The sequence below is a fragment of the Prosthecobacter sp. genome (assembly GCF_044227185.1).
Classification (GTDB): Bacteria; Verrucomicrobiota; Verrucomicrobiia; order Verrucomicrobiales; family Verrucomicrobiaceae; genus Prosthecobacter.
Genome location: NZ_JBGAFO010000002.1, coordinates 418,637 through 441,423, shown reverse-complemented (window position 1 = coordinate 441,423; position 22,787 = coordinate 418,637). Strand labels below are relative to the sequence as shown.

The 22,787-nt window shown below is 61.7% G+C and carries 19 protein-coding genes; 9 read left to right on the top strand and 10 right to left on the bottom strand.

Features of this window, described 5'->3' with window-relative positions:
- Nucleotides 1–43: 43 nt before the first annotated feature.
- On the top strand, nucleotides 44–3,040 hold the full coding sequence (locus ACILSQ_RS06330; RefSeq protein WP_395742743.1) for a PVC-type heme-binding CxxCH protein: 2,997 nt from the start codon (nucleotides 44–46) through the stop codon (nucleotides 3,038–3,040).
- Nucleotides 3,041–3,585: 545 nt separating this feature from the next.
- Here ACILSQ_RS06330 and ACILSQ_RS06325 read toward each other — a convergent pair.
- Entirely contained in the window at nucleotides 3,586–4,476 is an 891-nt protein-coding gene (locus ACILSQ_RS06325) for a polyphosphate kinase 2 family protein (protein ID WP_395742742.1), read from the bottom strand.
- Nucleotides 4,477–4,573: 97 nt separating this feature from the next.
- Between ACILSQ_RS06325 and ACILSQ_RS06320 the strand changes: the two genes are divergently transcribed.
- Nucleotides 4,574–6,031 carry a hypothetical protein gene (locus tag ACILSQ_RS06320; RefSeq protein ID WP_395742741.1) on the top strand — a complete coding sequence of 486 codons (1,458 nt, stop codon included), beginning with the start codon at nucleotides 4,574–4,576 and terminating at the stop codon, nucleotides 6,029–6,031.
- Nucleotides 6,028–9,162 (top strand): PVC-type heme-binding CxxCH protein, encoded by a 3,135-nt coding sequence (locus ACILSQ_RS06315; protein WP_395742740.1) that lies wholly within the window; start codon nucleotides 6,028–6,030, stop codon nucleotides 9,160–9,162. The genes ACILSQ_RS06320 and ACILSQ_RS06315 overlap by 4 nt, the downstream gene beginning before the upstream one ends.
- A 336-nt stretch (nucleotides 9,163–9,498) precedes the next feature.
- Here the strand turns inward: ACILSQ_RS06315 and rpsU are convergent, their stop codons facing one another.
- The 3 genes from rpsU to ACILSQ_RS06300 form a co-directional block, all read right to left on the bottom strand.
- Entirely contained in the window at nucleotides 9,499–9,735 is a 237-nt protein-coding gene (gene rpsU, locus ACILSQ_RS06310; RefSeq protein ID WP_395742739.1) for a 30S ribosomal protein S21, read from the bottom strand.
- A gap of 80 nt (nucleotides 9,736–9,815) precedes the next feature.
- Nucleotides 9,816–11,087 carry an adenylosuccinate synthase gene (locus ACILSQ_RS06305; RefSeq protein WP_395742738.1) on the bottom strand — a complete coding sequence of 424 codons (1,272 nt, stop codon included), beginning with the start codon at nucleotides 11,085–11,087 and terminating at the stop codon, nucleotides 9,816–9,818.
- A gap of 147 nt (nucleotides 11,088–11,234) precedes the next feature.
- Nucleotides 11,235–11,741: an FHA domain-containing protein gene (locus ACILSQ_RS06300; RefSeq protein ID WP_395742737.1), complete on the bottom strand. Its 507-nt coding sequence runs from the start codon at nucleotides 11,739–11,741 to the stop codon at nucleotides 11,235–11,237.
- A 120-nt stretch (nucleotides 11,742–11,861) separates the two neighbouring features.
- On the opposite strand from ACILSQ_RS06300, the gene ACILSQ_RS06295 reads away from it, so the two are divergent.
- The 3 genes from ACILSQ_RS06295 (at nucleotide 11,862) to ACILSQ_RS06285 (ending at nucleotide 14,086) form a co-directional block, all read left to right on the top strand.
- Nucleotides 11,862–12,308 (top strand): hypothetical protein, encoded by a 447-nt coding sequence (locus tag ACILSQ_RS06295; RefSeq protein ID WP_395742736.1) that lies wholly within the window; start codon nucleotides 11,862–11,864, stop codon nucleotides 12,306–12,308.
- A gap of 66 nt (nucleotides 12,309–12,374) precedes the next feature.
- Nucleotides 12,375–13,589, top strand: a complete 1,215-nt coding sequence (locus ACILSQ_RS06290) for an acyltransferase family protein (RefSeq protein WP_395742735.1) — start codon at nucleotides 12,375–12,377, stop codon at nucleotides 13,587–13,589.
- 2 nt (nucleotides 13,590–13,591) lie between these two features.
- The gene (locus ACILSQ_RS06285) at nucleotides 13,592–14,086 is read left to right on the top strand and encodes a hypothetical protein (RefSeq protein ID WP_395742734.1); all 495 of its coding nucleotides are present in this window, start codon (nucleotides 13,592–13,594) and stop codon (nucleotides 14,084–14,086) included.
- Here ACILSQ_RS06285 and ACILSQ_RS06280 read toward each other — a convergent pair.
- Nucleotides 14,025–15,296 carry an NAD(P)/FAD-dependent oxidoreductase gene (locus ACILSQ_RS06280; protein ID WP_395742733.1) on the bottom strand — a complete coding sequence of 424 codons (1,272 nt, stop codon included), beginning with the start codon at nucleotides 15,294–15,296 and terminating at the stop codon, nucleotides 14,025–14,027. The two genes, ACILSQ_RS06285 and ACILSQ_RS06280, sit on opposite strands and share 62 nt — an antisense overlap.
- A gap of 79 nt (nucleotides 15,297–15,375) precedes the next feature.
- On the opposite strand from ACILSQ_RS06280, the gene rfbD reads away from it, so the two are divergent.
- From rfbD to ACILSQ_RS06265, 3 genes are all read left to right on the top strand, one after another.
- Nucleotides 15,376–16,260 carry a dTDP-4-dehydrorhamnose reductase gene (rfbD, locus tag ACILSQ_RS06275; RefSeq protein ID WP_395742732.1) on the top strand — a complete coding sequence of 295 codons (885 nt, stop codon included), beginning with the start codon at nucleotides 15,376–15,378 and terminating at the stop codon, nucleotides 16,258–16,260.
- Entirely contained in the window at nucleotides 16,257–17,009 is a 753-nt protein-coding gene (locus ACILSQ_RS06270; RefSeq protein ID WP_395742731.1) for an RluA family pseudouridine synthase, read from the top strand. Before rfbD ends, ACILSQ_RS06270 begins: the two co-directional genes overlap by 4 nt.
- A gap of 103 nt (nucleotides 17,010–17,112) precedes the next feature.
- Nucleotides 17,113–17,337 carry a hypothetical protein gene (locus ACILSQ_RS06265; protein WP_395742730.1) on the top strand — a complete coding sequence of 75 codons (225 nt, stop codon included), beginning with the start codon at nucleotides 17,113–17,115 and terminating at the stop codon, nucleotides 17,335–17,337.
- A 986-nt stretch (nucleotides 17,338–18,323) separates the two neighbouring features.
- On the opposite strand, the gene ACILSQ_RS06260 is transcribed toward ACILSQ_RS06265, so the two are convergent.
- The 5 genes from ACILSQ_RS06260 to ACILSQ_RS06240 form a co-directional block, all read right to left on the bottom strand.
- Complete coding sequence (locus tag ACILSQ_RS06260) at nucleotides 18,324–18,749, bottom strand: hypothetical protein (protein WP_395742729.1); 426 nt, start codon at nucleotides 18,747–18,749, stop codon at nucleotides 18,324–18,326.
- Between the two features lie 12 nt (nucleotides 18,750–18,761).
- A complete protein-coding gene (gene cimA, locus ACILSQ_RS06255; RefSeq protein WP_395742728.1) occupies nucleotides 18,762–20,339 on the bottom strand; it encodes a citramalate synthase in 1,578 nt (525 codons plus the stop codon).
- 310 nt (nucleotides 20,340–20,649) lie between these two features.
- On the bottom strand, nucleotides 20,650–21,204 hold the full coding sequence (locus tag ACILSQ_RS06250) for a hypothetical protein (RefSeq protein ID WP_395742727.1): 555 nt from the start codon (nucleotides 21,202–21,204) through the stop codon (nucleotides 20,650–20,652).
- Nucleotides 21,205–21,250: 46 nt separating this feature from the next.
- Nucleotides 21,251–21,895: a sigma-70 family RNA polymerase sigma factor gene (locus tag ACILSQ_RS06245; RefSeq protein WP_395742726.1), complete on the bottom strand. Its 645-nt coding sequence runs from the start codon at nucleotides 21,893–21,895 to the stop codon at nucleotides 21,251–21,253.
- 66 nt (nucleotides 21,896–21,961) lie between these two features.
- Entirely contained in the window at nucleotides 21,962–22,564 is a 603-nt protein-coding gene (locus tag ACILSQ_RS06240) for a hypothetical protein (protein WP_395742725.1), read from the bottom strand.
- Between the last annotated feature and the right edge of the window lie 223 nt (nucleotides 22,565–22,787).

The window sequence follows — 22,787 nt, the reverse complement described above, 5'->3', positions numbered from 1 at the left end:
TGTGGCGCCGACACAACGGGCCCTCTGACAGCGTACCTGCTCCATGCGCCGCTTCCTTTTCCTCCTTGCCGTTCCCGCCCTGGCTGCTGATCTCCCGCCTGACAAGGGCACTGCCATTCCAGAAAGCGGAAAACGTCCCGTCGTCATCACCGGCAAGGCATCGCTCCCTCTGCCCAAGCATGATCTCCCCGAAGGCTACACCCTTTCCGTCGCCGCCGCTTCTCCGCTCGTCACTCATCCCATCATGGGCTGCCTTGATGACAAAGGCCGCCTCTTCATTGGCGATGCCGTCGGCGTGAACTGGAACAAGGCCCAGCTCGAAGCAAATCCGCCCAACCGCGTCCTCCTCCTCGAAGACACCGACAACGACGGCGCCTTCGACAAGAGCACCGTCTTCGCTGACAAAATGACCTTCCCTCAAGGCGCCTGCTGGCTCAATGGCAGCCTCTACGTCGGCTCACCGCCCGGCCTGTGGAAACTCACCGACACCGACAACGACGGCGTCGCTGACAAGCGCGAGATGATCGTCGGCGGTTTTGAGTACACCGGCAATGCCGCCGACATCCACGGCCCCTTCCTCCATCCCACTAATGGCCGCCTCTACTGGTGCCACGGCCGCAAAGGCCACAAGGTCGTGCAGAAAGACGGCACACCCGTCGATGAATCCCTCGCCTGCGGCATCTGGAGCTGCAAGCCCGACGGCAGCGACGTCGCCTGGCACTCGCTCGGCTGCGGAGACAATCCCGTCGAAGTCGATTTCACCCGCGATGGCGACATCATCGGCGTGCAGAACCTCTATTACTCCCAGCCTCGTGGCGACACCATCATCCACTGGCTCTACGGCGGCGTCTATGAGCGCGCCGACCAGCTCAAGGCCATCGCCCACCTGCCGCGCACCCTCGAAACCATGCCCGTCATGTACAACTTCGGCCACGTCGCCGTCAGCGGCTGCTGCTTCTGGAAAAACTATCCCGCCGCAAACCAAAGCGCGCAGCAGTTCATGGTCACCCACTTCAACACCCAGCGCCTCGTCCGCATGGAGCTCACCCCCAGTGGCAGCACCTACAAGGCCGTCGAAAACGAATTCCTCAAACTCCACAATCCCGACATCCATCTCACCGACGTGATGGAAGACCCCCGCGACGGCTCCCTCCTCCTCCTCGACACCGGCGGCTGGTTCCGCATCGGCTGCCCCTCCAGCCTCATGGCCAAGTCAGATATCCTCGGCGCGGTGTATCGGATCAAGTCCACAAAGTCCATGCCTTCACCGGCAGCATGGGCACGGGTGGCTGCCTCTCCTGCGGATCTCACTTCAGCCCTGGTTGAGCTCAAGTCGTTTGATCAGCCGGCGCGCCGTCTGGCTCTGGAATGGATCGCTCAGGATAAAAGCCGTCAGATTCCGCACAGCGCCATGATGGAGCTCCTCGCAAGCAACTTGGACCCTGCCCTCGAGCATGCTGCCCTATATGCATGTGCTCAAAGCTTGAGACTCTCCGCCGACGCACCGAAGTTTTTGCAGATGGCATTGGTCAGGTATGAGGGGGCTCTTCGTCTCCCCCGGTCGGACAAGCTGACGGTCGAGCAGAAGGCGAATATTTTCGAGAAGCAGGGAAAGTATGCCGACCCCAGATTTGTGGCGCGTGTGCTGAAAGTGGTGCCTCGAAGCCTGTTTCACGAGAAGAACTTTGACAGGGCACTGGCGGGCTTCGCCACTTCTCCATATCCGCAGCTTTCCAGTGCGGCCATGGCGATAGCAGCCACTGATGCAGACCTGGCGAGGTCGGTCATCAGCAGGTTCGCGGAGCGGCTGCCTCGTGAAGAGCCAGCCAGGTCACCTGCAGAGCTCGCGATGAGCGAGGCTGAGATAAAGCTCAGGAATGCCACACTCATTCCTCAGCTCGAAGCCTTTATCCCGCACGTCTTGGGTGGAATCGAGGCCGAAGAACTGCTGACAAGAATGCTTCAGCATCCCAACCCTGCAATCCAGCAATCCGCGCTGCGAATCATTGCTTCCCAAACTCTCGGCGTGAGCAATGAAGCCTGGTTCCCCGCGTTCGACCAGTTCCTCGCCGAATCCCCCACCCCTCTCGTTCTCGACGCTGTCAAAAAACTCCGCTCCCCCCACTTCGACGCCGCGCTCCAGTCCATCGCGGGCGACTCCAAGCGCCCTCTCGCCATCCGCCTCAAGGCCCTCGACTCCGCCAAATCCGTCAAGCTCACCGGCGACACCTTCACCATGGTCAAAGGCGTGCTGGCGGACGCAGCTTCCTCCTCCGCGGCAAAAATTCAGGCCGCGGGCATGATTGCCAGCGCGCCTCTGGCCAAGCCTCAGTTCCTCGAACTCGCGCCACTCTTCGCCACCCTCGGCCCCGTCGAGCTCAAGTCGCTTCTCGGCCTCGTCCGCAAATCCAAGGACCTCGATGTCGGCCGCACCTTTGCGACGGAAATCGCAAAGAATCCCGTCATAGCCAGCCAGCAGGAAAGCGCCTACCGCACCGCCTTCAGCGACCTGCCGCCGGAGATTTTTGAAACGATCATCCTGCCCGCCTACAACGCCGCCGTCTCCGCCTCCGAGGCCAAGAAACGCCTGCTCGCCCCGCTGGCAGACAAGGTCATCGCCAGCGGCAATGCCTCGAATGGAAAGAAGAACTTTGAGATGGGGAAGGGGACCTGCATCGCCTGCCACAAGATCGGCTCCGCAGGCCGTCCCATCGGCCCCGACCTCTCCCACATCGGCGCCATCCGCACCGAGCGCGATCTCCTCGAAAGCATTCTCTTCCCCAGCAACACCCTCGCCCGCGACTACGAAGCCCACGTCATCGAAACCAGCGACGGCCAGCAAACCCTCGGCGTCATCAAATCCCACACCGCCGAAGGCCTCCTCGTCATCGACATCGCCGGCCAGGAAAAAACCATCCCCCATCAGACCATCGCCGGAGACACCACCCTCCCCACCAGCCTCATGCCCCAGGGCCTCGACCAAACCATGCCCGAACCCGACCTCCTCGACCTCGTCGCCTGGCTCCGCAGTCTGAAGTAACCCAGCGCGAAGTGGCCTGCCCTTCTGACTAACTACGCCTCAAATCTCCGGCCATTCCTTTGCCAAGAAATTCCTTTGCCAAAAAACAGCGCCCCCTTTCGCCACTGGCCTCCGTCGTTACTCCCCGTTCCACAATCCATCCGCTTGGTGTTCGGCTGCTCCCGAGTAACTTCACATCTCCGCAGCTCTGAGTACGTAGTTCGGGCTTTCGCGTCCTCCGTAGCTTTAGCGAAGGAGGAAGCCCGTTCTGGAATCCCCGCATCACCCAAAATTCCAAGCCACCCAGCGCAAGTATTGTAGTATCGGCTTTCTCGTCCTCCGTAGCTCGAAGAGCGAAGGGGGAAGCCGGAATCTGGAAACGTTCTTCGTGCAAACAACTCACGAATAGCCTCCGCTGTTACTCGCCGTCCCACACTCAGGCCCCCTTGAGTTCAGGTGCTTCGTAGCTCGAAGAGCGAAGAAGGGTCCGCATATTCCATGTGCGGTTTCTTCGCATTCGACATTCAGACTTCGTCATTCATTCGTCATTCCTCATTCTGGTTTCATCATTCCTTCTCCGCCTCCAGCATCCGCTTCGCCGCCTGCAGGTGCTTCTTCTGCTCCGGCGGCAGCTCGGGATACTTCAGCTTCATGCTCTGCATCTCGTTCAGGATCGCCGCGCTCACGATGAGGCGCATGTTCTTCTTGTCATCCGCCGGCACCACATACCACGGGCAGTGCTCCGTGGCCGTCTCACGGATGGCGTCCTCATAGGCCTCCATGTACTCCTTCCAGTGGCCGCGCTCGCCCACGTCTCCTTCTTCAAACTTCCAGTTCTTGCTCGGCGTGTTGATGCGGGCCAGGAAGCGTTTCTTCTGCTCGTCCTTGGACACGTTGAGGAAGAATTTCAAAATCAGAATGCCGTTGCGGTGGCAGTAGGATTCATAGTGGCGGATGTCCTTGAGCCGGTCGGCAAAAAGCTTGTCCAGGTGCTTCGTCGTGTGATCCGGCACTCGTTGTACCTTGGTCACGATCTCAGGATGCACGCGGCAGATGAGCACCTCCTCATAGTAGCTGCGGTTGAAGATCCCAATGCGGCCCCGTGGCGGCATCACGCGCGTGTGGCGCCACATGAAGTCGTGGTCCAGCTCCGCGGACGTCGGCCGCTTGAAGGCGTGCACCTCCACGCCCTGGGTGTTCACCCCGCTCATCACATGCTTGATCGTGCTGTCCTTCCCCGCCGCATCCATCGCCTGAAACACCAGCAGCAGCGCCTGCCGGTCCTGCGCATACATCTTCTGCTGCAGGTCGTCGATCTCCGTGCGGAACTCCGCGATCAGCGACTCGTAATGCGCGTCGTCCTTGTACAAATCCTTCACCTTCGTCTTTGCCTTCTTGATGCGAAACGGCTTGCCATCCGGTACACGAAAATCCTTGAGGTCGAGCTTGAGCTTCATGAGATAAAATGGGGTTGGCAGCAATTAACAGCAATGCCTCCCGATGAACAGAACGAACTGCAAGAAGGCGCTTCTCCCGCCTGTTTTTTTCGCTGCCATGTTCCTCCGGCTTCTCCCCGCCATCCACCTCCTGCTCCTTGGCAGCGCCATGGCCCAGGTGGGCAGCGTCTCCTCCGAAATTGAAAAAGGCCTCCTGGCAAAGTGGGAGGGCATGATGCCATTGCAGGCCTGGAGCCCGCTCAGCCTGCCCGCGCCGGCGCAAAAGGCGCGCCTGGAAGACTTCGCCGTCGCCTTTGCCTTCCGCATCGAAGCACCTCCTGCTGCCGAACATGAAACTCATTTCCTGTCGTTGCTTTACGAAGGAGACAAGCCCCTGCTCAACTTTCACCTCACTCCCACGGAACTCGTCGTCAGCATTCCAGGCCACGGGCCTTCGCATCAGGCACGTTTCCCCCAGCAGCTCCCCGGCCGTTGGTGGCATGTGGCGCTCAATGTGAAGCGGGATGCGAAGCAGGCCCTGTCCGGCCTCTGGCTGAACGGCATTGAACTGAATTCCTGGCGCGAACCTTCAGCTCCTCTCATGCTGACCCAGTCCCTGTTCGCTTCAAACAGCGGCGCACTTCGCGGCCAGATCACCGGCTTGCGTCTCTACGATCGCACTCTCTCACGTCCGGAGATTCTCGAACTGGCCGCGCAACCACCACTTGCTGAACTAAGGCCCACGCTCGCACCCTTCGCCGCAAACAAAAGCCTCATGACCGGCGAGGTCGTGGCGATCCTCGGCGGCACCGAAGCCGTCGCCGTGGTGGAAGATGGCACCCTGGAGGCGCTGCTCGTGGCGCAGTTTCCCGGCAGCCGCATCAAAGTGCGTGACCTCTCCTGGGAGGCAGACACCGTCTTTCGCCAGGATCGCCCCATGAACTTCGGCGGCATCCCGCAGCAGCTCCAGCGCGCCCGCGCCACTGCCGCCATGCTGATGTTTGGCCGTCAGGAGTGCCTGGAGCGCGGAGAAAGCGGCCTCGCTGAATTCAAAACCGCCTTGGACAAACTGGTGTCCACCTGCGCCACCGTGACCCCCCGCATCATCCTGGTGCAGCCACCGCCGTTTGAGGGAGCTCTCGCAGAGCACAATGCCGCTTTGAAGAAGTATGCAGCAGCCATCACCGAAGTAGCTGCGGCGCATGGCGCATTGCAGGCATCACAAACCACTCCATCGCAGCCCGGTTCCACCCGCGATGGCTTGAATCTGACTTCCTCCGGCGCGACTCTTCTGGGCACCAGCATCGCCCAGCTTTGGAGCAAAGATGCCATGGCGCCCGATGCGCGTTTAAAGTCCCTCATTCAGCAGAAGAACACCCTCTGGCATCGCTACTGGCGTCCCGCAAACTGGGCCTTCCTCCATGGCGACCGCACCGCGCAGCCCAGCAGCCGCGATCATGCGGACCCCGCCCAGCGCTGGTTCCCCACCGAGCTGGAGCAGTATCTGCCTCTCATTGAAACCAAGGAGAACGAAATCTCCCAGCTCGCGAACGACCTCGGAGGAAAGCTGCCATGAAAAAAGTACTCCTGAGCTTCAGCTCATTCTGGTTCTGTTTGCTCAGCCTCGCTCTCGCCCAGCAGCCTGCAAAAAAGAAAGGCATCTCCGTCGGCGAGCCGCCCGCGGATCATTCACCCGAAGCCGAGCTAAAATCCTTCAAAGTCCTCGATGGCTTCGAAGTGAACCTCTTCGCCAGTGAAGCAGACGGCATCCCGAATCCCATCGCCATCCGCTGGGATGAGCGCGGCCGCCTCTGGGTGCTGCAAACCAGCGACTATCCCCAGGCCCAGCCAGGCATGGTGTCGGACGACAAAATCATCATCCTTGAAGACACCGACCACGACGGCCGCGCCGACAAGCGCACCACCTTTGCCGGCGGCCTGAGCCAGCCCATGGGCATGGAGCTCGCCCCGCGCGACCCCGCTGTGAAATCACCGAACGGCCACTCCGTCTATGTCGGCGAAGGTGAAAAACTCTGGCTCATGCATGACGACGACGGCGATGACCACGTGGACCGCCGCGAGGTCGTGCTGCGCGGCTTCGGCACGGGCGACACCCACCAGTGCCTCAACAGCTTCATCTGGGCACCCGATGGCGCGCTGGTCATGCATCAGGGCCTGCACTGCTACTCCCGTGTCACCACGGTCCATGGCACCCGCACACTCTACGGCGCAGGCTTCTGGCACTACTACCCGAAAAGCGGACGCCTGAACCCTTACCCCACCGGCATGCCGCTCAATGCCTGGGGCACCGCCTTCACCAAATGGGGCCAGCCCATCATGGTGGCCGGCGCCGCCGGCATGTTCTGGGCACGCCCCATGGAGGTCAGCACCTCCCTCATCGAAGACGCCGAGGAGAGCCGCGAACGCAAAGACACGCAGGTGCACAAGATCCCCCACTTCGTGCTCGAACGCTTCCAGCTTCCCTACAGCGGCCAGATCATCAAGACCGACGGCCTGCGCAAATTCTGCGGCATCGACATCGTTGGCAACTCCCACTGGCCCGAGGCCATGCAGGAGGAAATCATCAGCGGCGGCTTCTTTGAAAACGCCGTCTATCGCTACAAGCTCATCCCAGACAAAGAGTTCCCCAGCGGCATGCAGGCCGTCGAGCAGCCCCCCTTGATCACCAGCGACAACGTCGCCTTCCGTCCCATCGACATCCGCTTCGGCCCCGAAGGCGCCCTCTACATCGCCGACTGGTACGACCCCATCATCGGCCACTACCAGGCCAGCTTCCGCCACCCGAACCGTGATGCAAAGCATGGAAGGATCTGGCGTGTGGTGGCAAAGGGACGTGCGTTTGAAGCTCCAAGTCTGGCCATCAGCAACACGGAAGCTCTCGCAAAAACTGCCATGGCGGTTAAAACAGACCGCTGGTCGCACTATCAAATCTCAAGACTGCTGACAGTCATGGGCGAAGGAAGGAATGAGCTGCAGCCCTCGTCCGCGTTTGTGAGTGAACTGGAAAAGATTTGTTTCGATGCAGCTCTTGAGTCTGAAACTAGAAAACGGCTGATGATGCTGTTGATGCGGCTGCACGAGCATACGGGACGGCCCGACCTGCATGGCATTGCATGGGCGATTGCAGAAAGTGGTGACCCTGAAGTGCGGGCCTACGCCACCCACATGGCCGGGACCTTTACGAATGCCAGTGCAGTCTTAAAACCGGACGAGACGGCTGTGGCATTGCAGCTTCTGGAGTGGCGTGCCGCGGACAAATCTCCTCTCGTCCGTCTCGAAGCTGTCGTCGCCGCTGCGAAAATTCCATCCCCCGAATCCATCAAGATCGCCCTGAAGGTCCTCGACAAGCCCATGGACAGTTTCATCGAGCGCGCCTTGTGGCTCGCCGTGCATGCCACCGCTCCGCAGTGGAAGAAGCCGCCGTTCGAAATCTTGAATTCACTGCCGCCGAAGCATCTGGCCTTCCTCGTGGAAAAAGAAGGCAGCACAGAACTCCTCGGCGTCGTGCGCACCCTGGTGAAGGAAAAGGGCGGATCCATGCCCGCTGAAACTCGGCGCGGTCTGGTCGCAGCCCTGGTCCGCAAAGGAGAGCCCGATGACATGCTCCTCGCCCTCAGGCTCGGCATGAAGGATGAGGCCGCCCTCCAAGACCTCGCACAGGCCGTGACGCAGCGCAGCGGCAAGCCGCCCGCGGGAATGGAAGCACAGTTGCTGGAGATTCTTCAAAACGGCACCGAAGTACAAAAAGCAGCCGCATGCACCCTGGCCGGAGCCTGGCGTTTCAAAAGCGCCGAGCCCGCCATTCGTCCTCTGCTGCAAACCAGCGAAAGCACCCGCGCCGCCGCACTCTCCGCCCTCTCCCGTCTGGGCGAGCCCGTGGAAACCTTTGCATCATGGGCCGCTGATGCCAAACAGCCATGGCCTGTTCGCATCGCCGCGCTTACAGCCTTGGCAGAGAAGAAGCCAGCGTTGGCAGGTCAGCTCGCCGCCGCAGCCTTGCCCGGCCTCGCAGATGCGGAAACCATGCGCTCGTGGCTCGCGCCACTCCTCGTGCGTGATGCAGCCGTCTCCGCCCTGGCCCAGGCCTTGGATGCAAAGCCCTGTCCGCCTGAAGCCGCCAAAATGGCCATGGCCACCCTGACCGCCGCAGGCCGCGGCGATGCAGCCCTCATGACCGCCTTCGGCAAAATCCTCGGCGTGAAAAACACCGTGCCCGCCTACGACGCCGCCTGGGTCGCTGCCCTCGCGGCAGAGGTCAAAGCGAGCGGTGATGCCACGAAAGGAAAGACCGTCTTCAATGCCCCGCTTTCCGGCTGCACCGCCTGCCACAAGATCGGCGGCAATGGCGGTGTCGTCGGCCCGGAGCTGGATGCCGTCGGCCGCGGTGTTCCCGTGGAGCTTCTCATCGAGGCCGTCGTCTGGCCGAACCGCCAGATCAAAGAAGGCTACGTCGCGACAACTCTGACCTTGAAGGACGGCCGCCACCTCCAGGGCTACAAGGTCAGCGAAGCCGGGGGCGAGCTCCAGCTCCGCGATCTCCTGGGCGGGCAAGTGAACCGTTTCACCCCCGCGCAGATTCAGGAAAAGCAGGAGGCCGGTTCCCTCATGCCCGAAGGCCTCATCATGAACATGACCCGCGAAGAGCTGCGGGATCTGATCGCCTATCTCGCCGGGCTGGGGAGGTAGAGGAAACGGTCAAGGGGTGGTCAAGAGGTCAAGAGGTCAAGAGGTCAAGAGGTCAAGAGGTCAAGCGTCGCCCCCTCCTTGACCGGCGTAACCTTGACCAGCGCAGCCTTGACCCACCTTGACAGGTGCAGCCTTGACCAGCGCAGCCTTGACCAGCGCAGCCTTGACCCACCTTGACAGGTGCAACCTTGACCAGCGCAGCCTTGACCAGCGCAGCCTTGACCCACCTTGACAGGTGCAACCTTGACCAGCGAAGCCTTGACCCTTCTTGACCGGCACAAAAAAAGGGCGGTGATGACACCGCCCTTTTTGAAAGCAACTTTTCCCTGAGCCAGATTAAGCAGCGGAGACAGGAGCCTCGGTGGCGGCGGCGGTCTTCGGCAGGGTGAAGCGGTAGCGGATCTTGCCACGCTTGGCGGCGGCACGGGCCTTGCGCTTGGTGCGCTCCTTCGGAGTTTCGTGCGCACGCAGGCGGCGGACTTCTTCAAGGATGCCGTCCATTTCAAGGCGGGTCTTGAGGCGTTTGAGAGCGCGGTCAACGGGCTCGCCTTTACGGATCTGGATTTCGGTCATAAACGGGGTCGGAGGGGTAGTTTGGGAAAAGGGCCGTGAAAGTAGGGGAATGACGGCGTGCGTCAAATGGAATATGGGGCTCAGGCGATGAGAGTCTGCTCACGGTCCGGGCCCACGCCCACCAGGCTGATCCGGGCTCCCGTCAGCTCTTCCAGGCGTTTCAGGTAGGCTTTCGCCAGGTCCGGCAGGTCGGAGAATTTCTTGATGCCGCTCAGGTCCTGCTTCCAGCCCTGGTGGGTTTCATACACCGGCACGCAGGCCGCCAGGTCCGCCGCAGTGCTCGGCGGGTAGTGCAGGGTCTTGCCACGCAGCGTGTAGGAGGTGCAGATCTGCACCGTGTCCAGGCCGTCCAGCCCGTCCAGGTTGGTGATGGCCAGTTCATCCGCTCCATTGAGCATCACGGCATAGCGCACCAGCACGGCATCCAGCCAGCCGCAGCGGCGGGCGCGGCCGGTGGTGGCGCCAAATTCGCGACCCATGTTGTGCAGCATGTCGCCGATCGCGTCGTTTTCGGTCACGAAAGGTCCGCTGCCCACGCGGGTGGTGTAGGCCTTGCCCACGGCCACCACCTTGTCGATCATGCGCGGCGGCACGCCGGAGCCCGTGCAGGCCCCGCCGGAGGTCGTGTTCGAAGACGTCACGAAAGGATACGTGCCGTGGTCGATGTCCAGGTAGGTGCCCTGCGCGCCTTCAAACAGCAGGTTCTTCCCCGCCTTGATCGCTTCATGCAGGTACACCGTCGTGTTGGTGATGTGCGGCGCCAGCGTTTTGGCCGCCTCCAGCATTTCCTTCACGGTTTCCTCCACCGGCACCAGTTCCACGCCCAGCTCGGCAAAGGTGGCGTTGTGCCGGGCCAGACGGTCACGCAGCTCTTCTTCAAAAATCTCCGGCTGCGTCATGAGAATGGTGCGCAGTCCGTCGCGCTCCACCTTGTCCGCATACGCCGGGCCGATGCCGCGTCCCGTCGTGCCGATCTTCTTGTCGCCGCGCTTGGCTTCGCGCGCCTTGTCCAGCCCGCGGTGGTAGGGCATCACCAGGTGCGCCGTTTCGCTGATCAGCAGGTTCTCCGGGGTGATCGTCACGCCCTGTCCGCGCAGTTTGGCCATTTCCGCCAGCAGGCCGATCGGGTCCATCACCACCCCGTTGCCGATCACGCACACCTTGTTCTTCCACAGGATGCCGGAGGGAATCAGGTGCAGGATGTACTTCGTGCCGTTGCTGATGACGGTGTGCCCGGCGTTGTTCCCGCCTGCGGCGCGCACCACCAGGTCTGCGCCTTCCGTGAGGTAATCAACGATTTTACCTTTTCCTTCATCGCCCCACTGGGCGCCGACAATGATTGTGTTAGACATGGATTCTTTTCTTGAAATCGCGGCATGAAAAAGCCGCAAAGGGGGTTGGTTTCATGACGCGCAGGCCTTGCCATGGCAGCCGGAAAAGGCCGCTAAGATGCTCCAAACGGGGAGCCACGGGGCGCTAGCGCGTGCTTTTGGTCAGTCTCAGGAGGCTCCCATCTGATTGGCAAAGTAGGCAGCGGCGCCGCAGGCCAGGAGGGCGGCCACGCCGAGCAGCATGAGCAGCGCTCCGCCGGGATTTTTCTGTTTCACCTTCGGGCCGAAGCCCTTGCGCAGGCGCCCGTTGTAAGGGTGGCTGCCATAGCCGCTGGAAGGCGTGGTCACCGTCATCGTCGGCGCGGAGTAGATGTCCTCTTCGGATCCGCCATCACCCACAAACACGCAGTTCACATTGCCCAGTTGAAAGGCTCCGCCGGGTGTCAGGCCCACGCTCTCCACGCGCGCGCCGCCCACCTTCGTTCCGTTCGTGGACCCCAGGTCCGTCAGCGTCCAGCTGCTGCCGTCAAAGGCAAACTCACCATGGTGACTGGACACGGAATCCTCCGCGATGACGAGCTGGTTGTCATCAGCACGGCCTACGGACATGCGTTCGGCGTCGAGTTCGAGGGTGCCCGAAGCACCGTCAGGGGTGGTGAATTGAATGCGCGGCATAACAGTGCAGTTCTAGCAGGCCGGGGCAGGGGAGGCAAGAGGGATTCACACCCGGCGGCTGCGCGCTTGCGCAGGCGGGCGTTCTCGCTAGGAAGACGGGGAACCATCCCCGCCACCCCTGTGACCCAAATTTTTGAAATCCTCGGCAAATTCGACACTGAAAGCGACTGCCACAAGCTCCTCTACGCTCCGCACCCCCTGCCGCTGAAGTACCGCGAAGGCCGCGTTTACAAGATCGAGTTCGAGGGCGACGAGGCGGCCCTGAAGGCCTTTGTGGACAAAGTGTTGATCGACCCCATCAGCCAGGAGGCCCGCACCGGCGGCCAGCCCGCCTTTGAAAAAGCCGCCTTCGTGCTGGAGTACGGCATGAAAGGCGCCGCTCTGGACCTGGAAAAGGAGATGATCCTCAATTACTACCGCAGCACCCAGAATCCCGGCTTCGAGATCAAAAAGCTCACCCTCCGCACGCGCATCTACGTCTTCGGTGAAGGCGCGGAGCCCGCCCAGTTCGTGCGCGACATCGTGAATCCGGCCATCCATACGCACGAAGTGCTGAAGGCCGCCTGATCTCCAGACAATACCTCGCCCGGTTCCGATAGCAGGCGTGCGCGAGCGGCGTTGGTGGTTCCGCCCATGAACCCAACCACCACCAACCCACGTCTCCTTTCCCTCGATGCCTTTCGGGGGTTCATCATGCTGCTCATGGCCTCCTCGGGCTTCGGCATCGTGCAGATGGCCGCGGCTCATCCCGGCTCCATCTGGGAGTTCATCCAGCCGCAGTTCGCGCATCAGGCCTGGCAGGGCTGCTCCTTGTGGGATCTCATCCAGCCCAGCTTCATGTTCATGGTGGGCATGTCCGTGCCCTTTTCGTATGCGAAGCGCCGCGAGCACGGACAGTCCTTTTTCGGCATCGCCTGGCATGCGCTCACACGCTCCATCCTCCTCGTGGCCCTGGGCGTCATGCTGGCCACTCATTCCACGGACAAGCACACCGTCTTTCTCTTCACCAATGTGCTCGCGCAGATCGGCCTCGGCTACTTCCTGCTCTTTCTCCTCACCCGCCTCGGCTGGGAGTACCTCCTGGCCTGGATCATTCTCATTCTCGTCGGCTACACCTGGTTTTTCATCCATCATCCGCTGCCCTCGCCGGAGGAGCTCTCCGCCATCGCGGGCATGAAGGGCACCGAGCAGGCCATCCTCCCCGGCTTCGCCGGCCATTGGGACATCCACACCAATGCCGCCGCTGCCTTTGACCGCTGGTTCCTCAATCAGCTCCCGCAGGCCCAGCCCTTTGTGTACAATCCTGGCGGTTATCAGACGCTCAACTGCATCCCCGCCCTCGCCACAATGCTCCTCGGCGCGCTCACCGGCTGCTTCCTCATGCGCAGCCAGAAGACGGACAAGGGCAAATGGGCCGCCCTCCTCATCATGGGCCTCGTTCTCGTCATCATCGGCACCGGGCTCGATCTCAAGGTCCTCCCCGTCGTCGGCGCCCAGCTCGATCAATACACCCTCCTCCCCGTGGTGAAGCGCATCTGGACCCCTTCCTGGGTCATCCTCAGCGGCGGCTGGGTGCTCATCCTCCTCTCCTTCTTTTACGGCCTGGTGGAGCTCCTCGGCATGCGGCGCCTCGTGTTCCCGCTCGTCGTCGTCGGCATGAACAGCATCGTCATTTACCTGCTGCACAGCCTCTGCGCCGGATGGATCAGGGACAATCTGCACAAACACCTGCCCGACTCTGCCTTCCCGGCGTATTGGACTCCGGTCATCGAGCGTTGCGGCGTGCTTTTTGTGCTTTGGCTCATCTGCTGGTGGCTGTATAAACAAAAGGCCTTCCTCAAACTGTGATCGTGATCCCCAGCCGCCTCCATCTTCTCCTTCCCCTCCTTGCCACCACTGCCTTCTTCGCCGCCTGCCAGCACAAGCCGGAGCCGGTTGCCGCTTCACCCTCGGTCGATTCGAAGAAGGAGGAGGGCTACCACAAGGCCGGCCTCATCGCCCTTTCAGACCTCCAGCACGCCAGCAACTGGGAAAAACTCATCCATGTGGACATGGGCGTTCCTGTCTCCAAGATCGACGTCCAGGCCGGCCCCGGCTTCACCACCGTGATCATCAAGGATCTCAAAAAACGCGCCGATGCCGAGAGCGTGGCGCAGGAACTGCGCTCCATTGCCGCGAAGAAGCCGGACACCTTTGGCGTCACGAAAGTGGAGGTGCGCCTCGTCAATGCGGCCCCCACCATCAATCCCTTTGTGCTCCCCACCGAGTCGGCTCCCGCCAATCCTACTCCAGGTTCGGTTCTCCCAACGCTTTCATTACCGCCATTCCGCACCGACGGCCGCTGAGCAGCGCGCCGTTGATGGACACATGCTCGCACCAGTCCCCGCAGCGGTAGAGCCCGGGCTGGATCAGGTTCGCCAGCGGTCCGTCTCCCAGCCTTAGCTGCCTGCCCTCCGGCTGCGCATGGCGGATCTGGTACGTGCGCAGGTGCCGCCACTGAGAGACCGTCTTCTCGCCAAACCACATGCGCATCTGCTCGCGCACCACCTGCTCCAGCTCCGTGCTGGACGGCGCGCCAATGATGGACGCGGAGATCAGATGCTGCCCCGGCGGCGCGTAGTGCGGCGAGACTCGTGAGAGCACCACCACGCTGTTCACCGGGCCCCGCCCGTCACCATCCAGATGCAGGATGGGGTCCCCCGCCGGCAGTTCATCTGTGGCAAAGTACAGGCACGTGGTGGCACGGCTGGGCAGCCGCGGCGTGTTTTCCACCGCAGGCAGCAGCCGGTGCGCCACCTCTTCGCTCACCGCCACGATCACGTGGTCCGCGTGCAGCACTTCCCCGGTGTCCAGCGTCACCTCTCCGGCGCGCACCGCGGACACCGGCGCATTCAGCCGCAGGCTTCCCGGCGGCAGCGCCTCGGCCAGTTGTTCCGGAATGGCCTGCATGCCCCGTGCCGGCAGCGCGCTGCCCGCCCGGTCAAACATGGAAAACAAAAACAGCAGCATGCGCGCGCTGGTGCGCAGGTCCTTCTCCAAAAACACCCCGCCCATGAAGGGCCGGAAGAAGCGGTCGATCATGTTTTCTGAAAACCCAAAGTCCCTCAGGTAGTCCTCGGTCTCCACTTCCGCCAGATCCATCGGCGGTTCCCGCAGGCCAAAGACCTCCTTGCGCAGCAGCAGCGTGGTCCACTTGTCCCGCAGCGTCACCACGGCCTCATTGAAGTTTTTCAGCGCGGTCAGCGGATGCGCCAGCGGGTCCGCCATGCGGTGAAAGCGGTTCTTCACAAACACATCCGCGCCCCGGTACAGCGGCCGCAGGTCCAGCGCCTCATAGTCCAGCACCCGCCTTGCTTCTGGGTACGCGGGTAGAAAAACCTGAAAACCCCGGTCCAGCCGGAAGCCGTCCACCACGTCCGTGCGCACCCGGCCGCCCACCGCATTGGAGGCCTCCAGAATCGTAAAGGGTCGTCCCGCCGCCGCCAGCACCCGGGCACAGGCCAGCCCCGCCAGGCCGGCGCCAACAATCACAATCCTGGGCTGTGCATCACTCATTCATCCTTAATCAGTCGCGCGCCCATCTTGGACACACCTTTTGGCTTTGCAAGCGCGGGAGCCATGGCAAGCATGCGCCATGCCAGCACCCCGCATCCTCATCCTCGGCGCCACCGGCGGCCTGGGCCGCGCGCTGCACCGGCATCTCTCCCCCCGCCATGAGACCACCCTCTGGGGCCGGGCGGATCTGGACTTTGATCAGCCCGAGACCATGCCCGCCCGCCTGGAGGCTCAAAAGTTTGACGTCTTGCTCAACACCTCCGGCATGACCAGCCCGGACGCCTGCGAAGCGCAGCCGGAGCGCGCCTTTCAGGCCAATGCCCAGGCGCCCCGGATCCTCGCTGAATGCTGCCACGCACGGGGCGCACGCCTCATCCATTTCAGCACCGACTACGTCTTCAGCGGCCAGCCTCACGACCTCTGGAGCGAGGAGGACGAAGCCGAACCCGTAAACATCTACGGCCGCAGCAAGCTGGCCGGAGAGCAGGCCGTGCTGAAGGCCTCCCCCCACGCTCTCGTCGCGCGCGTTTCCTGGCTGTTTGGCCCGGACAAGCCCAGCCATCCCGACCACATCATCCAAAAAGCTTTGCAGACAGACGACCTCAGCGCCGTGGCTGACAAGGTCTCCGTGCCCACCAGCAATGCAGACATCGGCGGCTGGATCGAACAACTGATCTTCCGGCATCAGACAACACGCGGCGTGCTCCACCTCTGCAACAGCGGCATCGCCTCCTGGCACACCTGGGCGGAGGCTGCCCTCGGCATCGCCCACTGCCTCGGCATCCCGGTCAAAACCCGGCACGTAAAGCCCGTTCCCCTCGCCAGCCTCACGCAGCTCAAGGCCCCGCGCCCCATGATGACCGTCATGGACAATGCCAGGCTGCAAAACCTCCTCGGCGTGCAGATTCGCAACTGGTACGATGCGCTGGAAGACTACCTGAGCGAGAAGTATCCGCGCCAATGACCCCCGCCTCCGCTCTCACCCGCTGCGAAGTTCTGCATGAGGACCGTTTCCTCATCGTGGTGAACAAGCCGCATGGCCTGCTCTCCCACCCCAATCCCAAGGGCGGAAAACCGCAGGCCGCCGCCTTTGAAGGCAGCTACGATGCCGGCAGCCGCTGCTTCACAACCGCCGCAGGCACCGTCTGGCTCATGCATCGCCTCGACCAGGACACCTCCGGCGTGCTGCTCGGAGCCCGCGACGAAAAAACCGCTGCCGCCTGCCGTGCCGCCTTCGAGGCCGAGCAGGTGCGCAAAAAATACCTCGCCCTCTGCAGCGGCGGCGGCTCGCTCAAACCCGAAGGCGTGTGGCTGGACCACCTCATCACCGCCCATGCCGGTCATCAGGTACGCACCACCGTCCGCCACGGCCTGCGCCCCAATGCCGAGGCAAAGTACCGCGTGCTGGAGCTGAACGCCCTCAACCGCGTCGTCCTCCTCGAAATCGAGCTCATCACCGGCAAAACCCATCAGATCCGCGTCCAGGCCGCCTCCCGCCAGCTCCCGCTCGTCGGCGATGACGTTTACGGCTCCTTCGATCTCAACCGCAAGCTGCGCAAAACCCTCCTCGCCAGACGCCTCTTCCTCCACGCCCATCAGCTCACCCTGAAGCACCCCGCCTCCGGCCAGCAGCTCACCATCACCGCTCCCCTCCCTCCCGACCTGAGTGCTGTGCTGGAGTCAGCGGGGATGAAGGCTGTTGAAGGCAGGTGAGCGTGCGCGCTTTCGTGCCAGCGCCGGCTCATGCCTTTGCTGGCTGTCAGGCGCTCCCTGAGCAAACACTTGCCCAGATCCCGCGTTCAATGTACCTTGTCCCATGCTGACCCTCTTGGAATCCATCGTGCGTGACCTGCGCGAGCTGCCCGCTCCCAAGCTGGTGGAGGTCTCTCATTACATCCACACGCTCCACCCTTCCTCCGAGAGCTCCAGCCGTCAGCGCGCTGCCATCCGCTCCACCGCTGGCTGCATGACAGGAGATGAAGGGGCAGACTTTGAACGCGCCGTGCGCGAAAGCGCAGACCGCATCGACACCGATGAATAACGACGTGCGTCTGCTCGACAGCAGCGTGGTGATCCGTCACTTCCGCCAAGGCGGTGCCATCAGTGCCCGCCTGGAAACATTTTCCACGCTTTACCTGCCCGGCATGAATGGCACTCGGTTAAGGCCTTGCGCCGTCAGTCTTGCAACCCCCATCGCATAGCGTCTTCGACAGTAGAATCTCTCTTTGCCACGACTGCCTCCATTCTCGCGCCAGCCCTGAAAGGGCTGCGGATTATAGCCCAGGGTCAGCCGAGCCTAAGCGAGGCGACCCTGGGCTACCGCATGCAAACCGCGTTTTCCAAAACGGACTTCCGGTCAGCGGCGCTTGGAGACGTTCGGCGGAGGCTGGAGGACCAGCCTCGCCACCTCGCTGCAGGCACGCGAGTGCCCAGCGCAGGTAGGGCTGGCTGTCCTCAGCCAGCCGCCGTCGAAGCCCATGATCCGCGATCAAGAAACAGCCCGCTAAACGGAAATGAGTTTTGCGAACCGCTACAGCTCCAGCGCAGGTAGGGCTGGCTGTCCTCAGCCGGCCGCCGCCGAAGCCCATGATCCGCGATCAAGAAACAGCCCGCTAAACGGAAATGAGTTTTGCGAACCGCTATATATGAGCCGCCCGTTGAGAAGCGTACCATAAACAGGCATCCTCGGCCTGAAGGCCAACGGCCTTCTGCATCATAGCGAAGGGATGCCGAGCCTGGGCGAGGCTTCCCTGGTACGCGCAGCATCCATCCGGAAAGCAAACCGGGCATTCCGCTAAATCGCAGACTGGCTCTGAACCGATCAGGAATCTCTGCGCTCTCCAAATCTGCGGTGCAAATCTCCGGCCATTCCTTTGCCCCTTCATTCCTTTGCCAAAAAACAGCGCTCCCTTTTTCGCATGGGCTTTCGACGTTACTCCCCGTCCCACAATCAAGCCGCCTTGAGTTCCGGTGCTTCGTAGCACGAAGTGCGAAGAACGGGCGTCGGTCATACGCTCCGCCACACGCCTATGCCGAGTTCGCTGCGGCGCATGGTGGGGCCTTTGTCCAAGTCTCTTCATGGGTGGTGAACATGCTCCGAGAAAAACCTGCCTCCATAAATGCCGATGAAATCAAACCGTGCTCGGCCAGCTCCGGAATGTGATTGCTCTGCAAAGTGACGCTCGACCACTTCGGGTAACGACGCAGAAGAACGGATAGAACGCGGGAATACATATCGCGCTTCACGGCTGCCTCCAAACCCGCTTCGCGTGGCAGATGCTCTGGCCAGACTCGAATGGTAACTCGCGAAGCGGTGTGCTCCTCGTAAAGCGGAGCAACCTCGATGCCGATAGCCGAACCCCAGCCTCCGTCTCGCATGTAGTAGTAAAGCGGGTCTTCGCGCCGAGGGTCGGCGTCGAACACGTAACCGTCATCCCACTTTGCGAGCTGCATGATGGAGTAGCGTTAGGGCGTAATCAAGCCCCCCTGCCTCACCAAAAAATACTCAATCCCATCCACCAGCGCCTTCCAGCTCGCGTCGATGATGTTGCAGCTCACCCCCACAGTTCCCCACGTCGCGTTCCCATCTGTGCTCGTGATCAGCACCCGGGTCTTCGCCGCCGTGCCCGTCCCGCCGTCGATGATGCGCACCTTGTAGTCCGCCAGCCGCATGACCTTCAGCGCCGGGAAGAACGGCAGCAGCGCCTTGCGCAGCGCGTTGTCCAGCGCATTCACCGGCCCGTCCCCTTCGTCCGCCGTGTAAACGCGGCTGCCATCCACCTCGATCTTCACCGTGGCCTCGCAGGTTTCAAATCCATGCTCGCCGCCATGAAAGCGGTGCGTGGAGTGATACTCGATCAGATTAAACACCGGCTGATGCTGCCCGAGCTGCTTGCGGATCAGCATCTCAAACGACGCCTCCGCCGCTTCGAACTCATACCCTTCGCTCTCCAGGCGCTTCACCTCCGTCAGAATGTTCTGCACCCGTGCATCGCCCTTGGCAAATTTGAAGCCCATGCCTTCCGCCTTCACCAGCACGTTCGACTGGCCGGACATGTCTGAAATGGTGATCACCCGCTGGTTGCCCACCAGCGTGGGGTCCACGTGCTCATACGTGCGCGCCAGCTTCTGCACCGCATGCACATGCAGCCCGCCCTTGTGTGTGAACGCCGCCACGCCCACATACGGCGCGCGGATGTCATGCGGCACATTCGCCAGTTCATCCACAAAATTCGCCAGCTCCCGCAGGCGTGTGAGGTCGATGCCCAGATCAATGCCCATCTTGATCTGCAGGTTCGGCATGATGGTGGTCAGGTTGCAGTTCCCCACGCGTTCGCCATAGCCGTTGATCGTTCCCTGCACCTGGCACGCGCCTGCGCGCACCGCCGCCAGCGCATTCGCCACGCCCACGCCGCCGTCATTGTGCGTGTGAATCCCCACGGGCCGCCCCAGGTGGGCGATCACCTTGCGCGTCGTCTCCTCCACAAACTCCGGCAGCGCGCCGCCGTTCGTTTCACACAGCACGATCAGGTCCGCCCCCGCATCCTGCGCGGCCTTCACCGTTTTCAGCGAGTACTCCGGGTCTTCCTTGAAGCTGTCGAAGAAATGCTCCGCATCATACAGCACCTCGCGCCCGTGCTTTTTCAGATAGGCCACCGTGTCGGCGATCATCGCCAGGTTCTCCTCCAGCGTCACCTGAAACACCTCGGTCACATGCAGAGCCCACGTTTTGCCCACGATCGTCACGGCCGGTGTCTTCGCATCCAGCAGCATCTTCACCTGCGGATCATCCTCCACCTTCATCTTCCCGCGGCGCGTCATGCCAAAGGCGGTGATCTTCGCGTTCTTCCAGCTCCGCTTGGACGCTTCTTCAAAAAACGCCGCGTCCTTCGGGTTGGAGCCCGGCCAGCCGCCTTCGATGTAGTGCACCCCGAAATCATCGAGCTTTTCCGCCACGCGGATTTTGTCGAGGGTGCTGAAGGAGATGCCGGTGCCCTGCGTGCCGTCACGAAGGGTGGTGTCATAGATGGTAACTGGAGACATGTGGGGAGGGGAAATGAAGAGGGGGAAGGGGGATGCAATGAGAATTCACCCGGAGTGGCGTCTGCCTTGTTGTCCGGGACGCCGGGATGCCGGGAGCGCTTTCAGCGCGGGCATGCATGACAACGGACTCTCCCGGCGGCGTCAGGCGCGGAGGAGTCCGAAGCTAATTCGGATGATGCGGCGGCAGATGTCAGGGCGGTTTCCCATGAGCGGCGCAAAAATTACGCCGGGCCCGCCCTCCTGGCAAAGGGAAGTTTTCCAGGCAGGTGGCCGGGGTCTCCTGACCCCGCTCCCGCACCAAAGCAGCCGCTTACTTGCCCAGCCGGCCCTCGTTGCCAGACTGCACCGCCGGGGTGGCGTTTTTCACCGTGGGCTTTTGACCGTTGGCCGTAGGCAGAGTCGAGGGACCCGGGACGGGCGTGAGCGGCGGCGGCACCTTGCCCTCCAGAACCGGCCTCACTTCCACATGATTGCGCAGCAGCAGGTCGTTCATCGGGACTTTTTCTTCCTCGGCCATCCGGGCCATCGGCAGGTCGCGCAGATCCATTTTAGGCACAAAGGGCTTCTCTGGAATGATCGGGCCTTCAGTCACGGTCGCGCCGGGTTTCGCCGCGGGCTGCGAGATCAGCCACACGCTCACGGCGCACACGGCCACCGCCGCGGCCGCCAGGCTCCATTTCGGCACCATCAGGTGTTCCCACCAGGTGGTCACGCGCTCCATCAGCAGCTCCACGGAGGACTTCTTCAGCATCTCCTCCCGCTGCCGTTGATGAAACCGTTCGAGGAATTTTTCGGTGAACCCTTCTTCCGGCTGTTCGAACCGCTTCAATCGAATCAACCGCTGGATGTTTTCAAACTCATTCATGGCGTGCTGTAGATTGTTGTTTCTTGTCGTTTATGGCGGGCGTTATCTATTTCACGAAATCCTCAAGATAAGTCTGAAGCAGGCGATGGGCATAAAACAAACGTGATCTGACGGTCCCTTCCGAGACCCCTAGTATTTTGCTGATTTCGGCATGCTGGAGGCCTTGTACGTCGTACAAGGTCACCACCGTGCGGTGGTCTTCTGACAGCCTCATCATGGCTGCGTTCAACCTTTTTTGCAGCTCGTGGATGTTCACTTCACGCAGCGTGCCCGTGTTTGCCGTCGTCAAGCGGATGAATTCAGGGTCGTTCTCAATGCCCGTATCTACATCGTCAAGACTCACCTTGTGGTGCCTTCCCCGCTTCTTCAGGAAGTTCAGGGTCATGTTCACCGCGATCGAGTAAATCCACGTGTAAAACGAGGACTTCCCCATGAACCGCTTGATGGAGCGGTACGCTTTCGCAAACACGTCCTGCAGCAGGTCCGCCGTGTCCTCCCGGTTGGAGGTCATGTTGTAGATCAGGCCATACAGCTTCGGCGTATACTTTTTGACCAGTTCGTCAAATGCACGTGTGTCTCCCGCCTGGGCCTTGTCCACCAGGATGCGATCCTCGGCGGTGCTGCTGTTTGGCGGGAGTTGTGTCAGCGAAGCGGCCGGGGCCGCTGCGGCGCTGAGGGATGTTTCTTCCATTGTGCACAGAAGAGAAACACTCGTTGCCTCAAGAGACAAGCATTTCTTCCCTTACGGCCAATTCAATTATTTTTGAACGTTCCACAGATGCTCCACGCAGATCTGCGACCACGTTTCCAGCTGCTCCCGCATGCCATGCAGCTCCTCCAGGGTATGAAACCGCAGGTCCTGGATGGCGTCCTCGTTGGACTTCACGTCATCGCAGCTCAGGTCAAAGAAATGCACCACGCCCAGGTGCACCGCCCCTACTTCCGTGGCGTCGTCATTGATCAGACCGATCACTTTCTGCGTGTGCGTGCCGCCGATCACCAGCTCCTCGGCCATTTCACGCTCCACTCCGTTGAAGTACATCGTCTCCCCCAGCCCGTCCTGCGCCGCATCCACCGGATTGATGTGCCCGCCGATGCCGATGGACCTCTTCGCCACCAGCCGCTTCTCCCCGGAGCTCCCGCCGCGCGTGTAGCTCAAATAACGCCCCGCATGATGAAAGATGGCATACGGGATGAGCTGCTTGTGGGAGGGATCCTTCTCCGCCGCCGGCCGCTCCATGAAGTGATTGGCCCCCGGCACCAGCATCGCCTGCAGGTAGCGCATGACGTCGGCTTGAAAGCCTTGAAAACTGCCGAGTTGGTCGAAAAGCTGACGGGTGATGACAAGAACGTGTTCCATGAGAGAACCGCCAGAATGAATGGCCCCGCCGCATCCGCAACCAATCAATCCACCAGATGCCCGAAAGACCGAAAGCCCAAGGTGCCGGGGTCTCCGACCCCGTGCCCCAAGCTTGTTCGCCACCCTCCCAACTAGAGCATTTTTAAACACAGTATGGCCATCGAGTATGGCGTCGTGGGCCACAAAGCGAATCCCCTCTCCCCATCGATGATATGACAATGCC

Coding starts and splice junctions, on each gene's coding strand:
- ACILSQ_RS06330 (WP_395742743.1), top strand. CDS start 44: ATGCGCCGCTTCCTTTTCCTCCTTGCCGTTCCCGCCCTGGCTGCTGAT.
- ACILSQ_RS06325 (WP_395742742.1), bottom strand. CDS start 4,476: ATGAAGCTCAAGCTCGACCTCAAGGATTTTCGTGTACCGGATGGCAAG.
- ACILSQ_RS06320 (WP_395742741.1), top strand. CDS start 4,574: ATGTTCCTCCGGCTTCTCCCCGCCATCCACCTCCTGCTCCTTGGCAGC.
- ACILSQ_RS06315 (WP_395742740.1), top strand. CDS start 6,028: ATGAAAAAAGTACTCCTGAGCTTCAGCTCATTCTGGTTCTGTTTGCTC.
- rpsU (WP_395742739.1), bottom strand. CDS start 9,735: ATGACCGAAATCCAGATCCGTAAAGGCGAGCCCGTTGACCGCGCTCTC.
- ACILSQ_RS06305 (WP_395742738.1), bottom strand. CDS start 11,087: ATGTCTAACACAATCATTGTCGGCGCCCAGTGGGGCGATGAAGGAAAA.
- ACILSQ_RS06300 (WP_395742737.1), bottom strand. CDS start 11,741: ATGCCGCGCATTCAATTCACCACCCCTGACGGTGCTTCGGGCACCCTC.
- ACILSQ_RS06290 (WP_395742735.1), top strand. CDS start 12,375: ATGAACCCAACCACCACCAACCCACGTCTCCTTTCCCTCGATGCCTTT.
- ACILSQ_RS06280 (WP_395742733.1), bottom strand. CDS start 15,296: ATGAGTGATGCACAGCCCAGGATTGTGATTGTTGGCGCCGGCCTGGCG.
- rfbD (WP_395742732.1), top strand. CDS start 15,376: ATGCCAGCACCCCGCATCCTCATCCTCGGCGCCACCGGCGGCCTGGGC.
- ACILSQ_RS06270 (WP_395742731.1), top strand. CDS start 16,257: ATGACCCCCGCCTCCGCTCTCACCCGCTGCGAAGTTCTGCATGAGGAC.
- ACILSQ_RS06265 (WP_395742730.1), top strand. CDS start 17,113: ATGCTGACCCTCTTGGAATCCATCGTGCGTGACCTGCGCGAGCTGCCC.
- ACILSQ_RS06260 (WP_395742729.1), bottom strand. CDS start 18,749: ATGCAGCTCGCAAAGTGGGATGACGGTTACGTGTTCGACGCCGACCCT.
- cimA (WP_395742728.1), bottom strand. CDS start 20,339: ATGTCTCCAGTTACCATCTATGACACCACCCTTCGTGACGGCACGCAG.
- ACILSQ_RS06250 (WP_395742727.1), bottom strand. CDS start 21,204: ATGAATGAGTTTGAAAACATCCAGCGGTTGATTCGATTGAAGCGGTTC.
- ACILSQ_RS06245 (WP_395742726.1), bottom strand. CDS start 21,895: ATGGAAGAAACATCCCTCAGCGCCGCAGCGGCCCCGGCCGCTTCGCTG.
- ACILSQ_RS06240 (WP_395742725.1), bottom strand. CDS start 22,564: ATGGAACACGTTCTTGTCATCACCCGTCAGCTTTTCGACCAACTCGGC.